Here is a 14,811-nt window from a genome sequence, read left to right as displayed (position 1 = left end):
TGCCACGCTCACATACGTTCGCTCGCAATGACTAGCTATTTACCAATATAATTAATTTTATACGGCTTCTGCCCCTGCAATAATCTCTATCAAGTCCTTAGTAATCAGATCTTGTCTAGATCTATTAAGTTTTAGTGTTAACTTATTAATAAGCTCCTTAGCATTTTTTGTTGCATTATCCATTGCTGTCATTCTAGCTCCTTCTTCGCTAGCTCTATTTTGTAGTAGAGCATAATTAATTTGAGCCGATACATAAAGATTAATCATATGCAAAATAAGCCCTTCACCTTCATATTCATAGCTCAAATATTTCTCATTTGAACATAGCTGTTTTTCAATTGGCAATATTTGCTTTTTAGTTGGAATCTGTATCATAGCATTTTTACAGTTGTTAAAATATATTTGACAATTGCTAATTCCAAAATCCTCTACCATCTCCATCAGTTTTTCTTTGAGCTGAAATGACAAATTATTATTATGAGCTTTTGGAAACTCATAATAATTATCAATATAATGGGAATATTGCCCCTTAAATGCATCATAACCCTTTTTGCCAATAATAATAAGCCTTACTTGTTTACCAGCATTTTCCAAATTTGCAATATCAGATTTTACCTGCTTGGACAGTAAAAAATTAAAAGCTCCACATAAACCTCGTTCGGAGGTGACTACTATTAGTAAATGTAGCTTATTTATATTCAAGTCACCTTGGTCTAATAATCCTTCTGAAAAAAATTTTTTCTGTTCGATCGGCAGATCCTGTAAATTATTGCTAGATGCCACGCTAGACATTATATCCTGCAGAATCCCAATATAATCCTCTGAGTCCTTAACTTGGTTTTTGGCTTTTGTAAACTTAGTAGCCGAAACTATCTGCATAGCCTTAGTGATTTTTTGCGTTGTTTTAATGCTCTTAATACGAGATCTTAACTGTTTTAAACCTGACATACTACCTAATTAATCTTAACCTAAAGTCGATACAACATTACCATATCATCAATGTCATCCCATCGGATGACATCACCTTCGCAGGGATGAATAATTATACCATTTCCCATTATTAACTACGCTATTTAGTGCTACAGTTGTAGTACTAATGTCAAAACGATGTCATCCCAGCGAAAGATGGGATCTAATAATGTTTAATAGTCTTTCAGGCTATTTTTTAGATTCCCGCCGTTGCTAAGAATGACAGCTCTGGGTAGTAACTACAACTGTAGTATTATCGTAGTTAATAATGGGAAATGGTATTATTCTTATATTGAGCTCAGATTAACTTACTGAACAAGCATTAAAGTTCTGCACAAAATTTTCTAAGAAAATTTTTAACTTTTGTTCCATTTTTTCAGTAATTTGTCCTTGCTCTCTAATAGATACTAAAATATCGTTTTCACTCAGTTTTATTTCTTGCAGCATTCTATGCTCAAATTCTTTTATTCGTTCAACAGGAATACTATCAAGATAATTTTTTACCCCAGCATAAAGACTAACCACTTGTTCCTCAACAGGGAAAGGGCTATATTGATCCTGCTTCAATATTTCGCTAAGCTTTGTACCATGTGAAATAAGTTGTTTAGTTGAAACGTCTAAGTCTGAACTAAACTGAGAAAAAGCTGCTAATTCCCTAAATTGTGCTAACTCAAGTTTCACACTTCCTGCCACTTGCTTCATAGATTTTACTTGTGCTGCTGATCCTACCCTACTCACTGATATACCAATATTTACTGCCGGTCTGATACCTTTATAGAACAGCTCATTTTCTAAAAAAATCTGTCCATCAGTAATTGATATAATATTGGTTGGAATATATGCGGAAACATCCCCTGCTTGGGTTTCAATAATTGGCAAAGCTGTAAGAGATCCACCACCAGCTTTATCTGACATTTTTGCTGCTCGTTCAAGTAACCTAGAATGTAGATAAAATACATCCCCTGGATAAGCTTCACGTCCCGGCGGTCTTCTAAGTAATAGTGAGATTTGTCTATAGGCAACAGCATGTTTGCTTAAATCATCGTAAATAACTAGTGCATGCATACCATTATCACGAAAATACTCACCAATACTGCAACCAGTGTAAGGTGCAACATATTGTAACGCAACAGGATCAGAGGCAGTAGCTGCTACAACTGTGGTATATTCCATTGCTCCTGAGTCTTCTAATCTTTTTACTACCTGTGCAACAGTCGATCTTTTTTGACCAATAGCTACATAAATACAATAAATTTTATTTTTTTCATCGCCGTTAAGATGAGCTTGTTTTTGGTTAATAATAGTATCGATAACAATAGCGGTTTTACCTATTTGCCTATCACCAATAATTAACTCCCTCTGACCTCTACCAATAGGAATTAGGGCATCAATCACTTTAATACCCGTTTGCACCGGCTCTTTAACACTTTTTCTAACAATTATCCCCGGAGCTTTTTCCTCTATATTCCTATATGTATCAGTTATAATCTCACCTTTACCATCAATAGGATTTGCCATACCATCAACGACCCTACCAAGCAATGACTTACCAACTGGTACTTGTAAAATCTTTCCAGTTCTTTTTACCGCATCACCTTGTTTGACTTCTCGATCACTACCAATTAATACAATACTTACAGAATCTGTTTCAAGATTAAGAGCAAGACCTTTCACTCCTGACGCAAACTCGACTACCTCGCCAGCTTCCACATTATCGATACCATATACCCTAGCTATACCATCGCCAACTGTTACAACCTGCCCTACTTCCCGTAAATCGCTAAGCTGATCAATGTTAGCAATTTCTTTTTTTAATATTTCAGCAAGTTCGACAGCCTTTAATTGTTGGATAGACCCCATAGTTATTCCTCATATAAAATTTATTTAACACGCGAATTCGGGATAACAAGTTATCCCAAATTCGGCTGTATCTTTGTAGCTTTCAAGGTTTTCGTTATTTTTTCTAACATTCCCGCAATAGAATAGTCCCTAACTATGCTATCATATTGCACCACAATACCGCCAATAATTGACTGACTTTGGCAAAAATTTATAGCAACCTTCTGCTGAAAGTCATCTGCTAAATATTTTGTTAACCATTCTTTCTCTCTAGTCTGCAAAGATTTAGAAGAAGTTACTTTTACCATTTTAATATTTCTGCTATTATTAAGTAGTTGTTGGTATAATACTACTATGTTTGATAAAATAGGCATACGTGAATGCCTTAGTAATATTAACAAAAACCGCTTAACTATAGATTCGATATTAAAGGTTTCTGTAATTAACTCAATTATTTTACATTTGTCAACATCCTTTACTATAGGAGAAAATATAACAGCCTTGATTTGCGAATTATCCTCGATAAATTGATTAATAATGGTAATCTGCTGTAATATTTTATCTTCCAAGCTACTTGCCAATGCATTATCAAATAAAGCAGAAGTATAGTTACGTACTAATTTATTGTTAATCATTATGTTTTTATATCCATTAAAATTCTATAACCCTAGTACTACAGTTGTAGTACTAACGTCAAAACGATGTCATCCCTACCGCCATTATGTCATCCCAGCGAAAGCTGGGATCTAAAACTATATAACATACCTTCTATGCTATTTCTTTAGATTCCGCACCGAAGCAGGAATGACATCGTTTCATCGTATATGTCACCCCTGCTTACGCAGGGGTGACATTGTAAGATCGTATTAGATTTCGCTACCTACGCGGAAATGACATCAATTCTATCACCATTACTATGCCTTAAACCTTTTCGGGTTAGCTATACTAAAACTAAATCAAACAATAATAAGCCACATACAGCCAAGAAAACACGCCATGTACGATTGCCCATAATACAGAATGGTTTATATTAAATGAAATAGCCATAGCAAGTGCCGAACCAAATGACACGCCATGCTGCATAACAAGGTTTATTTTCCTCCTTGGTGGGTAGATTCCATAATCTTCACGGTTCATTTTACTCATTTCTTTTTCCTCATATTAATTCTAGGACAATTTATAACATAATTTATGCTTACCACTAAGTAGCAAAAAGAAAATTTTTTTTATATATGAATAGCCCTACCATAAGCCTGCAATACCGCCTCTCCCATCATTTCAGATAAAGTTGGATGTGGAAAAATGCTATTCATTAAATCAAGCTCTGTACCTTCCATAGTTCTAGCAATTACATAACCTTGAATTAGTTCGGTAACCTCTTCACCTATCAAATGAGCTCCTAACAATTCACCAGTCTTTACATCAAAAATCGTTTTAATCATTCCTTCATTATAACCATCAACCAAGGCTTTACCGTTAGCGATAGATGGGAATCTGCCAATTTTTACTTGGTAACCAGCTTTTTTCGCTTGTTCTTCAGTGAGTCCTACACTAGCAATCTGTGGTGAGGAATAAGTACAGCCTGGAATATTACGTTTCTCTATAGGATGAGCCTTAAGACCAGCTATAGTTTCCGCAGCAATAATACCTTCATGACTTGCCTTGTGGGCAAGCCATGGTGCTGATGTTACATCACCTATTGCATAAATGCCTTCTTCCGAAGTTTGCATAAACTGATTGGTAATAATATGACCTCTATCTATTTTGATATTAGTTTTTTCTAAATTAAGGTTTTCCGTGTTACCAACTATACCAACGGCTATAAGCAAAATTTCAGCTTGTATCTTGTAATTTTTGCCATCTATCTCAACTTCAACTACAACATGGTCTTGGGTTTTGCTATGATTTAACAATTTGCTATTAGTATGAATTTTTATCCCTTTCTTTTCAAAGGTTTTTCGTGCCATTAAAGAAATCTCCTCATCTTCACTAGGTAAAATCCTATTTTGTGCTTCAATTACAGTGACATTTGTTCCTAAAGCATTATAAAATGAAGCAAATTCTATACCAATCGCTCCTGATCCAACGATAATCATAGATTTTGGTAATTTATCAAGAACCATAGCCTCTTTGGAGGTAATAATTTGCTTGCCATCCGGCTCAAATCCATCTAAGATTCTATATCTTGCACCTGTTGCAATTATTATGTCCTTTGCTTTAATCGAAATTTTTTGACCATTATTATTGATATCTACTACCTTGCCTGTTCCTAGCCTAGCCGTGCCATCAATTATCGTAACCTTATTTTTTTTTAGCAGAGATTTAATACCAGATGTTAACTGCATCGATATATCTCTAGAACGCTGTACTATTTTTTTTAGGTCAAAACTTGCTTCGCCTACTATAATACCATAATCTTTAGCATGTCTAATTTTTTGAAATAATTCAGCTGATTTAAGCAATGCTTTTGTTGGTATACAACCCCAATTTAAGCAGACTCCCCCTAAATGCTCCTTCTCAATCAACACAACTTTTTTATTTAGTTGTGCAGCCCTAATCGCAGCCACGTAACCACCTGGTCCACCACCAATAATCGCTAGATCGTAATTTTCCATTAATATGTCCACTTATTCATTCATTACTTTTTTAATATTTTCTCTACCACTAACCCAATAGTATCCGTCATTGCGAGGAGCTACTTAATAGTAGCGACGAAGCAATCCACGAAAGTAGATTAGAAATGGATTGCCACTACACTCACGTGGTCTTGCAATGACGTCTTACGCGAATTCGGGATAAGAATTGACAAATTCTTATCCCGAATTCGCGTATTTTAGTATATTCAACCTACTATAACTCCACTAATAAAAATGGCTACTGAAATTTATAACAAGTTTGATTTTTTATACCTTTATGAGTTAGGATACCTTCCTTAACACCAAAGATTAGATCACGACTGGCCGACGCAGAAGAAATATCCTTATGTAATAGAATATAATCTTTCCTTGAAAACCAACTATTTGGTAATTTTATTTTAGCAAATTCTAACCTAGACTTAGGAGTTTTGACTGGAGATACTACATTATTAACATATAGTTGCAGAGCCTTTAGTATCTGTGTTGCCATAAATTCAATGAATAAGGTAGACTCCCCTGCTTTATCACACTCAGCTAAAACGTTATAGTACTCACTTTGTTCGTTTTTTATTAGTACCTCCACCGGAATATATTTAAAAATTGGATCTGCTTTCATTAATAATAATTGTTGCCATAACCTACCCATTCGTCCATTACCATCTGAGAAAGGATGGATAAATGCTAGCTCATAATGAAATACACAAGCTTTAATTAGCCACGGAATATCCTTATTTTTTTTATGAACTGAAATAATTTATCCATTAATAATGGGACACGACTAGCTTTAGGAGCTATATGAGTTATTTCATCGCCTTTAAATATGCCAACTCCGCTAGCTCGAAAATAGCCATTATCAACTATTAATTCTTGCATCAATAATCTATGTGCCTCTAGTAAATAATCTATTGATAATGGATTTAGTTTATGTAAATTATTATATAATTTAATGGCATTGTTAACTTCAATAATATCATTTTTAGAACCTAGTACCGGTTTCCCATCAATTATATTGGTTATTTGGTCTAAACTTAAACTATTACCTTCAATTGCTAAAGAAGAATGGATAGTCTTTATTTGGTTACTTTTTCTAAGTTTTACTGCAGGCAGAGAAAGCTTAGCTCCAAATAAAATACCAAGCTCATATGCAATATCTTGCAGTAATGTAAGTATTTTATTACTTACTTGAAAAGGTGGTTTGTTATTCATAAAATGATAGTATCATATGATACTATCATTGGCTATAAAATAATATTAGATTTTAAATACAAAGTAATTTGAACTTTGCAGCTATATAGGCTTAATAACGACGTTGGGATGATAAGCGAGAGTCCTCTAGCCTCCATAATTTCTAGTATTTAGATGTGCTAAATCGGTTTTAATCATATATTTCACGTCTATGTCCTACATCAATAACCAAGATCAGCGATTCGTTATTACTAATATTGCAAATAATTCTATAATCATCAACTCTGTAACGCCAAAGACCTTTCTTCTCTCCAACAAGACTTTTGCCAAAATCATGAGGATTAATAGAGATTCTGCTTTCCAAATAGTGAATTATACGTTGTTGTATATCTTTATTTAATTTTGAAAATTGTTTTCTACTACGATCCGTAAACAGAATACTATAAGCCATTTTCCTTTTTAATTTGATTTAATGAGTAAGTTTTAAAACCATCGTTATAAAACTCATCTAAAGCTTGCCTGCCAATTGTAAGATCATTTTGATTGACTAAATATAACTCTACAGCTTTTCTTAGTACATAGGCTTTACTACGGTCATGCACTTTAGCAAAAGTTTCAATTTGTTCATTTAACTGATCATCTACATCAAAAGATAAAGTATGCATAATTAAGTTACTCTTAATAAATTTAATTAACTATAATCATCAATATACTATATTAGTAATAATTTTTAAATTAGATTTTAAACATGAAACATCAGCAGATTACTTTAGATAAACTAGGGTCTGATATTAATATTCCAGTAAGATATAGTAATAAAGCCAAACGAATTAGCATTAGAATAAACCACAAAGGAGCTGAATTAGTTTTACCTAATAAAAATTTTAATACAGGATATAAATTCTTGTTAGAAAAAGAATCTTGGATTAGACAAAATTTGCAAAAATTCTTAAACAAGCCCCCCGTCGATTATAACACAATAACAGTCTTTGACGAAGTATATTCGTTATTAAATATTGATGCAGATTATGAAAAAGTACAAATCACGGATGATGTTATTCAAATATATTCTTTACCCTCACAACACAAAAGTACTTTAGTAAGGTTTTTGAAAGATATGTTGTTACTAGAAACCACAAAACTGGTTACTCTTCTAGCGAAAGAACATAATATAAACTTTACTAAAATTAAAATTATGAATAATAAGGGCAAATGGGGAAGTTGCTCTAGTAAGGCTGTACTTGCTTTTAATTGGCGTCTTATTTTTGCTCCAAAAAAAATATTAAAATACTTAGTGGTCCATGAAATGTGTCATATAATTGAAATGAATCACAGTCCTCGTTTTTGGAATTTAGTAGCAAGACTTTATCCAGACTATAAGTTGGCTAGATTATGGCTTAAGGAACATGGCAATAATCTCCATCAATATTTAATGTCTTAGTAAGTCTATTTGTTTTTTATAATCTTTTGATTGGAAAATAAAATTACCTGATACTAAAATATCAGCTCCAGCTTTTATACAGTTCTTACCGGTAACATCATTTATTCCTCCATCTACAGAAAGCATTATAGGTTTACCAAAATTTTTGATTTTTTCTGAAATAATTTTGACTTTCTCTAGCTGATTCTCTATAAACTTTTGGCTAGAAAAACCGGGGTTTACGGTCATTGCTAGAATTAGATCTACTTTATCAATAATATAATCTATAGAATTTGGACTTGTAGAGGGAAGTAGTGCCACCCCAGCTTTTAGCCCTAAATTTTGAATAATACCTAAAGTTCTGTCAAGATGGATAGTGGTTTCAGGATGGATAGTGATAATATCCGCTCCGCTACTAGCATAGTCTTTAATCGAATATTCTGGGTTATTAATCATTAAATGTACGTCAAATGGTAATGTAGTGTGAACTCTTAAAGCTTTTATTATAGGAGGTCCAAATGTTAAGTTAGGTACAAAATGTCCATCCATAACGTCTATATGGATCATATCAGCCCCAGCTTCCTCCAAAGAACTGATTTCTTTTTGCAAATTAGCAAAATCTGCTGATAGTAACGAAGGTGAGATCTTAATTATTTTCACTTTTGTTTTTATCCTCAATATGAACTTTTTGGCTATTTTTTCTTCTTGCTATATTCTGTTTTAAAGCACTAGACAGTTTTTGAAATTTACTCTCACTATTTTGTAATTTCTGCTGCTTTTCCTTTGTTATAAAAACCCTCCTATAAATTCTTCAAGTTTTACTACTGACATTCTATAACTATTCAAATAAATTTCTACTATCTTTTCGACATTTTATTATTATACTACAGGTTATGATTTTATAATGAACTAGTATAGCCATAATGAATCAACATATTGTAAATTCTCCTGAATCACTTGATGAAAAGCGTAATAATGCCCGTCAAGGTGGGGGGGGAGAGAGAATCGCCTTACAACATAAAAAAGGTAAGCTTACTGCGAGAGAAAGGATAGAAGTATTGCTAGATCCTGAGAGTTTTGAAGAAACAGGAATGTTTGTTGAACATAGATGCAGTAACTTTGGCATGAACGACAAGAAATTCCTAGGGGACGGTATAATAACTGGACATGGCACTATAAATGGTAGGTTGGTTTTTGTGTATAGCCAGGATTTTACCGTGTTAGGTGGATCTCTTGGGGAATATCACGCTAAAAAAATTTGCACTATACTCGATTCTGCTTTGGCAGTAGGAGCACCAGTTATTGGCATAAATGATTCGGGGGGTGCAAGAATTCAGGAAGGGGTTGACGCTCTTGGTGGTTATGGAGAATTATTTCAACGCAATGTAATTGCTTCCGGTATTATTCCACAAATCACCTTAATTATGGGGCCTTGTGCTGGTGGTGCTGTTTATTCCCCCGCCTTAACAGATTTCATATTCATGGTTAAAAATACTTCTTATATGTTTGTAACAGGACCAGACGTAGTTAAAACTGTTACAGGTGAAGAAGTAAGCCAAGAACAACTTGGCGGAGCAAAAATGCATACTACAAAGAGTGGTGTTGCTGACCTTGCTTTTAAAAATGATATAGAGCTACTTCTAGAAACTAGAAGGTTCTTTAATTTTTTACCTCTATCAAATCGTAGTCCCCTACCACATCGTCGTACCGAAGACCCAGCTGATCGGGTTGATATGTCTCTAAACACCTTAGTCCCAAGCATTCCGAACAAAGCTTATGACATGAAAGAATTAATTGAGCGTATTGTTGATGAAGGAGAATTTTTTGAGCTGCAACCAGATTTTGCTAGAAACATTATAATCGGCTTTGGTTATATGGAAGGAAGACCTATAGGATTTGTTGCGAATCAACCATTACATTTAGCTGGCTGTTTGGATATTAACGCATCAAGAAAGGCAGCAAGGTTTGTTCGTTTTTGTGATGCGTTTAATATCCCAATAGTAACTCTAGTTGATGTACCAGGTTTTTTACCTGGCACTGATCAAGAGCATAACGGAATTATTAAACATGGAGCAAAATTGTTATATGCGTACGCTGAAGCAACTGTACCAAAAATTACCATAATTACTAGGAAAGCTTATGGTGGAGCTTATATAGTGATGAACTCAAAACATCTTCGTGGTGATATGAATTACGCGTGGTTCAACTCAGAAATTGCAGTACTTGGGGCTGAAGGAGCTGCTGAAATAATATTTAAAGAAGCATGCAAAGATCCAGAATCAAAAAAACAAAAAATCCAAGAGTATAAAGATACTGTTACTTCTCCTTTCGCTGCAGCATCTAGAGGATACCTAGACGATATTATAAAGCCTCAAAATACTAGATGGCGCATATGTAAAGCACTAAACTTTCTTCAAAACAAAAAAATACAATTACCATGGAAGAAGCATGATAACTTACCACTTTAGTATACTTAAGCACGAGATTTTATGACTAAACCATTATTTGATAAAATTTTAATCGCCAATCGTGGTGAAATAGCTTTGAGAATAATGCAAACCCTAAAGAAGATGGGTATTAAATCAGTTGCCGTATATTCTGAAGCAGATACACATTCAATGCATGTACAATATGCTGATGAAGCTTATTATATCGGCAATTCTCCTGCCACTGAGAGCTATTTGTCAATTAAAAATATTGTAAATGCTATTAGAGCAAGTGGTGCTTCGGCGGTGCATCCAGGATATGGATTTTTATCAGAAAATTCAAATTTTGCAAATATCTTAAAAAGGGAAGGAGTTGCCTTAATAGGTCCCAATGCTTCTGCTATTAAGAAAATGGGTGATAAAATTGAAGCAAAAAAAATCGCTATGGAAGCAGGAGTCAGCCTAGTCCCTGGCTATATTGGGACTATCAGCAATATAAATCAGGCCATAGAAATTGCAGAAAAAATAGGTTTCCCTGTTATAGTTAAGGCAACAGCTGGCGGTGGTGGTCGTGGAATGAGAGTGGTAAAAAACTCTGAAGAAATGGCTAATGCCTTTGAATCAGCTAAGCTTGAGGCAGTAAATAATTTTAGCGATGGTAGATTATTCATTGAAAAATTAATTAAGTCCCCAAGGCATATTGAAATACAATTATTAGCTGATCAGTATGGTAACAGTGTTTGTCTTGGTGAGCGAGAATGTTCAATTCAACGTTATCATCAAAAAGTGATTGAAGAAGCCCCAAGCTCCTTTATTACCGAGGAAATACGGCAGAAAATGTATAAAGAGACCTTAGCTTTATCTAGCAAGGTAGGTTATTACTCAGCCGGTACAGTTGAATTTATAGTTGATTTAGATAAGAATTTTTATTTCCTTGAGATGAATACTAGGCTACAAGTTGAGCATCCAGTAACTGAACTGATCACTGGTATTGACATAGTAGAAGAAATGATAAAAATTGCTGCTGGTGAAAAATTATCATTTTCTCAAGAAGATATAAAATTAAAGGGGCATGCGTTTGAATCTAGAATTTGTGCAGAAAATCCAACGCGTGGATTTCTGTCGTCTAGCGGTAGAATTACTGAATATGCAGAACCACCAAAAAATGCTAACATACGTGTGGATACAGGTCTTGGACTTGGTGGAGAAGTCAGTATGTTTTATGATTCAATGATTGCAAAACTTTGTACTTACGGAGAGACCAGAGAACAAGCTATTGAGGTTATGCGTTCTGCTTTAAGTGCTTACATAATACAAGGTATTTCTCATAATATTAGTTTCTTAGAAGCAGTAATATCACATCCTCGTTTTATAGCAGGTGATATAAATACTGCATTTATAGAAGAAGAATATCCAGATGGTTTTTCTGGAGCAAGCTTAACTTCTGAAATCACTAAAATATTCCTCGCTACAGCCATTTTTATTTATATTGCCGAACAAAAACGTGCTTCGTTAATTTCTGGTCAAATAGTCGATCAAACTCATAAAATCGGCACTAGATGGGTTGTATCAATTGATGATAAACTATTTCCAGTTTTAATTAAATCAGTAGATTATGGTTATAATATAAGACAAGAAAATGATAGAATTTATATACGTAGTAACTGGAACTTAGGCAGTAGACTCTTTTCCTGTATTGTAAATGGTAGAAAAGCCAATATAAAACTTGACAATATCTTAACAGGTTATATGTTATCACATTCAGGTATTACTGTTAAAGCCTATGTCCGTTCCCCACGGATGTCTGAACTAGAAGCGTTGATGATTACAAAAAATATCCAAGAAGAGCAAACAGAACTGCACGCCCCGCTTGCGGGACAAATTATTGCAATTAAGGTTCAAGAAGGCAGTAAGGTAGTTATTGGTCAAGAGATTATGGTTTTAACTGCCATGAAAATGGAAAATATACTTGTTGCTGAGCGTAATGGGAAAATTGCTAAAATCCTAGTTAATGAGAAAGATCAGGTGGTTAGTGGGCAGGTGTTACTTGAATTTGCTTAGGTTTAAACTAGATCTAATAATAGCTTGAAAATTAATTGTAACTAGTACTACAGTTGTAGTATCACTAGATTATCAGTAGTAAAACGATGTCACCCCTACTTCAACACCTTCCTATTACCCACATCTTTGGACTCGTGGAACGTCATCCTGAATTTATTTCAGGATCTATTAAAAATGCTATAATCTAGATATTGTGGGTAACTACAACTGTAGTACTAGGTAGGTGGTAGAACTTCAAATATACTCAAATGATTTTGAATAATAAAAATGTTGAATTACTTTTATCGAGATCTTAAAAAATATTGTAATAGCGGTAAATTAATATTTGTTCTAATAATTGTAGCCATTATATTGGCTTGCTCAACTTATTATGTGATTTCAATTGAGTCGAAATCTCTTGGTCCAGACCCAAGTAGAGTTATAGGGCTTATATTAGTAGATCTTGCTGTATTCTTATTTTTAGGCATTTTATTAGCTCGTAAATTTTTACGAGATTTTATTGATAAAGGTGAGAGGGAGACGTCTTCAAAATTACAAAATCGTATCATTATTACCTTTAGTTTGATTGCTACAATCCCAACTATTATTGTTTCAGTGTTTTCAGCATATTTCTTTAACTTTGGTATTCAATCTTGGTTCGATAAAAAGATTTCTGCTGTGCTTGATCAGTCGATAATAGTAGCAGAATCTTATATAGACGAACATAAAATGCAGTTACGCGAAACAGCATTATCTGTCGCTGATGATTTAACTGAGATGTATTATAATTTAATACATAATCCCCTTTCATTTAATGAAGCATTAAATACTGAAGTTGAGATGCGTTCTCTTGATGAAGCTATAGTTTTTCATAGACCTACTAATACTGTTATTGCTAATACATTCTTAAGTTTCGCAATTTCATTTGCTACTATTCCAGCTCATTTAATGAAAAGAGCTGAGGTAGGAGAAATTGTTGAAATAAAATCTGATCCTAAAAAGATTCGAATGCTTACAAAACTTAAAGATCATAATGATATATATTTGTTGGTAGGTAGATTGATTGATGCCAAAATTATTGATCATATTGATAAAACTAACGGTGCAGCTGAAGAATATTATCGTCTTAAAAAACATATATCCAGTATGCAGATCAAATTTTCTATAGTATTTATTTTTATTGCTTTATTACTGCTATTAGCTGCAATAAGCTGGGGGATGATTTTTGCTACAAAGATAGTAAAGCCTATTCGGAAATTAGTGATTGCTACTGAAAAGGTTAAAAATGGTGACTTAACTATTCAAGTGCCAGAAGACCTTGTTAATAAAGATGAAATAAGCGTTTTATCCTCAGCTTTTAATAGGATGATTAAACAAATTGATCATCAACAAAGAGATCTAGTTATAGCTCAGCGTGCACTTGCTTGGTCTGACGTAGCAAGGAAAGTAGCTCACGAAATTAAGAATCCTTTGACACCTATTCATCTTGCCTCCGAAAGATTGCTTAGGAAATTTAGTAATCAAGTTGAAGATAAGGCAGAGTTCAACAAATACATACAGATGATTATACGTCATACTGACGACATTAAGAAAATTGTCTCTGAATTTGTTAATTTTGCAAGATTACCAGCCCCAATATTTATAGATTGTGATCTAGTAATTCTTATAAAGAATATGGTTGAATCACGAAAATTAATTAATGATAAAATATTATATAAGTTCATCACAACTGATCAGCACATAGATTTCATCTGTGATACAACTCAAATTAATCAGATTATGGTTAATTTGTTAAAAAATGCCGAAGAATCTATAGGACTTACTAGATTTCAACAAGGTGTTATTGCTGTTTCTATAACCAAGTCTAACCATCAGATTACTATTACAGTAAATGACAATGGAGTAGGATTCCAAGCAAATTTAATTGATAGGGCTACAGAAGCCTATATAACAACTAGATCTAAAGGAACTGGTTTAGGGCTAGCCATTATCAAAAAAATAGCACAAGATCATTGTGCAACACTAGAGTTAGCAAACAAGCACGAGGGAGGGGCAATTGTCAACATAACGTTCAACCTTGATGAATTAAAATTAAAGATCCATAATTCGAAGTCGATAAATCACATTTTCACTTAATATTCTTGCCTTACTTTACTTTTTTCTTGGTAGTTCTCTCATATTTAAAGTCATGCTTTATAACAATATACTTAATCTGTAATCGTGATTTTTATCACATATTAATAAATTCTCCTTTAAAAATAAAATTATAAATACACTTTTTACTTTCCCTCTCTAT

Annotated in this window: 12 protein-coding genes and 1 pseudogene; 4 read left to right on the top strand and 9 right to left on the bottom strand. The window is 33.6% G+C overall.

Annotated elements, in window-relative coordinates; translation table 11 throughout:
• Positions 1 to 57: 57 nt before the first annotated feature.
• The 8 genes and pseudogenes from atpG to AB3211_RS04190 form a co-directional block, all read right to left on the bottom strand.
• Entirely contained in the window at positions 58 to 948 is an 891-nt protein-coding gene (gene atpG / locus AB3211_RS04225) for an ATP synthase F1 subunit gamma (protein WP_367363695.1), read from the bottom strand.
• Positions 949 to 1,272: 324 nt separating this feature from the next.
• The gene (atpA, locus tag AB3211_RS04220) at positions 1,273 to 2,829 is read right to left on the bottom strand and encodes a F0F1 ATP synthase subunit alpha (protein WP_367363694.1); all 1,557 of its coding nucleotides are present in this window, start codon (positions 2,827 to 2,829) and stop codon (positions 1,273 to 1,275) included.
• A 50-nt stretch (positions 2,830 to 2,879) separates the two neighbouring features.
• Positions 2,880 to 3,443, bottom strand: coding sequence for an ATP synthase F1 subunit delta (gene atpH / locus AB3211_RS04215; protein ID WP_367363693.1), 564 nt, complete (start codon positions 3,441 to 3,443; stop codon positions 2,880 to 2,882).
• A 316-nt stretch (positions 3,444 to 3,759) separates the two neighbouring features.
• Positions 3,760 to 3,954, bottom strand: coding sequence for a hypothetical protein (locus tag AB3211_RS04210; RefSeq protein ID WP_367364856.1), 195 nt, complete (start codon positions 3,952 to 3,954; stop codon positions 3,760 to 3,762).
• A gap of 80 nt (positions 3,955 to 4,034) precedes the next feature.
• Positions 4,035 to 5,423, bottom strand: coding sequence for a dihydrolipoyl dehydrogenase (lpdA, locus tag AB3211_RS04205; protein WP_367363692.1), 1,389 nt, complete (start codon positions 5,421 to 5,423; stop codon positions 4,035 to 4,037).
• Between the two features lie 259 nt (positions 5,424 to 5,682).
• Positions 5,683 to 6,650: pseudogene (locus AB3211_RS04200) on the bottom strand (Fic family protein).
• 169 nt (positions 6,651 to 6,819) lie between these two features.
• Positions 6,820 to 7,080 (bottom strand): type II toxin-antitoxin system RelE family toxin, encoded by a 261-nt coding sequence (locus AB3211_RS04195; protein WP_367363691.1) that lies wholly within the window; start codon positions 7,078 to 7,080, stop codon positions 6,820 to 6,822.
• On the bottom strand, positions 7,070 to 7,294 hold the full coding sequence (locus tag AB3211_RS04190; protein ID WP_367363690.1) for a DUF6290 family protein: 225 nt from the start codon (positions 7,292 to 7,294) through the stop codon (positions 7,070 to 7,072). The genes AB3211_RS04195 and AB3211_RS04190 overlap by 11 nt, the downstream gene beginning before the upstream one ends.
• An 83-nt stretch (positions 7,295 to 7,377) precedes the next feature.
• Between AB3211_RS04190 and AB3211_RS04185 the strand changes: the two genes are divergently transcribed.
• Positions 7,378 to 8,070 (top strand): M48 family metallopeptidase, encoded by a 693-nt coding sequence (locus tag AB3211_RS04185; protein WP_367363689.1) that lies wholly within the window; start codon positions 7,378 to 7,380, stop codon positions 8,068 to 8,070.
• On the opposite strand, the gene rpe is transcribed toward AB3211_RS04185, so the two are convergent.
• On the bottom strand, positions 8,059 to 8,709 hold the full coding sequence (gene rpe / locus AB3211_RS04180) for a ribulose-phosphate 3-epimerase (RefSeq protein ID WP_367363688.1): 651 nt from the start codon (positions 8,707 to 8,709) through the stop codon (positions 8,059 to 8,061). The genes AB3211_RS04185 and rpe overlap by 12 nt on opposite strands.
• A gap of 263 nt (positions 8,710 to 8,972) precedes the next feature.
• On the opposite strand from rpe, the gene AB3211_RS04175 reads away from it, so the two are divergent.
• From AB3211_RS04175 to AB3211_RS04165, 3 genes are all read left to right on the top strand, one after another.
• Positions 8,973 to 10,517 (top strand): acyl-CoA carboxylase subunit beta, encoded by a 1,545-nt coding sequence (locus AB3211_RS04175; protein ID WP_367363687.1) that lies wholly within the window; start codon positions 8,973 to 8,975, stop codon positions 10,515 to 10,517.
• A 21-nt stretch (positions 10,518 to 10,538) separates the two neighbouring features.
• Positions 10,539 to 12,536, top strand: coding sequence for an acetyl-CoA carboxylase biotin carboxylase subunit (locus tag AB3211_RS04170; RefSeq protein ID WP_367363686.1), 1,998 nt, complete (start codon positions 10,539 to 10,541; stop codon positions 12,534 to 12,536).
• A 267-nt stretch (positions 12,537 to 12,803) separates the two neighbouring features.
• Positions 12,804 to 14,651 carry a sensor histidine kinase NtrY-like gene (locus AB3211_RS04165; protein ID WP_367363685.1) on the top strand — a complete coding sequence of 616 codons (1,848 nt, stop codon included), beginning with the start codon at positions 12,804 to 12,806 and terminating at the stop codon, positions 14,649 to 14,651.
• Positions 14,652 to 14,811 lie beyond the last annotated feature (160 nt).

The organism is Candidatus Tisiphia endosymbiont of Nedyus quadrimaculatus (assembly GCF_964059235.1).
In the GTDB taxonomy this organism is placed as follows: Bacteria; Pseudomonadota; Alphaproteobacteria; order Rickettsiales; family Rickettsiaceae; genus Tisiphia.
The sequence above is the reverse complement of the archived record's forward strand: the minus strand, read 5'-3'. Positions and strand labels throughout refer to the sequence as shown.

What these genes read in the sequence shown, in the direction of transcription:
- atpG (WP_367363695.1), bottom strand. Translation starts at nt 948, where the DNA reads ATGTCAGGTTTAAAACAGTTAAGATCTCGTATTAAGAGCATTAAAACA.
- atpA (WP_367363694.1), bottom strand. Translation starts at nt 2,829, where the DNA reads ATGGGGTCTATCCAACAATTAAAGGCTGTCGAACTTGCTGAAATATTA.
- atpH (WP_367363693.1), bottom strand. Translation starts at nt 3,443, where the DNA reads ATGATTAACAATAAATTAGTACGTAACTATACTTCTGCTTTATTTGAT.
- AB3211_RS04210 (WP_367364856.1), bottom strand. Translation starts at nt 3,954, where the DNA reads ATGAGTAAAATGAACCGTGAAGATTATGGAATCTACCCACCAAGGAGG.
- lpdA (WP_367363692.1), bottom strand. Translation starts at nt 5,423, where the DNA reads ATGGAAAATTACGATCTAGCGATTATTGGTGGTGGACCAGGTGGTTAC.
- AB3211_RS04195 (WP_367363691.1), bottom strand. Translation starts at nt 7,080, where the DNA reads ATGGCTTATAGTATTCTGTTTACGGATCGTAGTAGAAAACAATTTTCA.
- AB3211_RS04190 (WP_367363690.1), bottom strand. Translation starts at nt 7,294, where the DNA reads ATGCATACTTTATCTTTTGATGTAGATGATCAGTTAAATGAACAAATT.
- AB3211_RS04185 (WP_367363689.1), top strand. Translation starts at nt 7,378, where the DNA reads ATGAAACATCAGCAGATTACTTTAGATAAACTAGGGTCTGATATTAAT.
- AB3211_RS04175 (WP_367363687.1), top strand. Translation starts at nt 8,973, where the DNA reads ATGAATCAACATATTGTAAATTCTCCTGAATCACTTGATGAAAAGCGT.
- AB3211_RS04170 (WP_367363686.1), top strand. Translation starts at nt 10,539, where the DNA reads ATGACTAAACCATTATTTGATAAAATTTTAATCGCCAATCGTGGTGAA.
- AB3211_RS04165 (WP_367363685.1), top strand. Translation starts at nt 12,804, where the DNA reads ATGTTGAATTACTTTTATCGAGATCTTAAAAAATATTGTAATAGCGGT.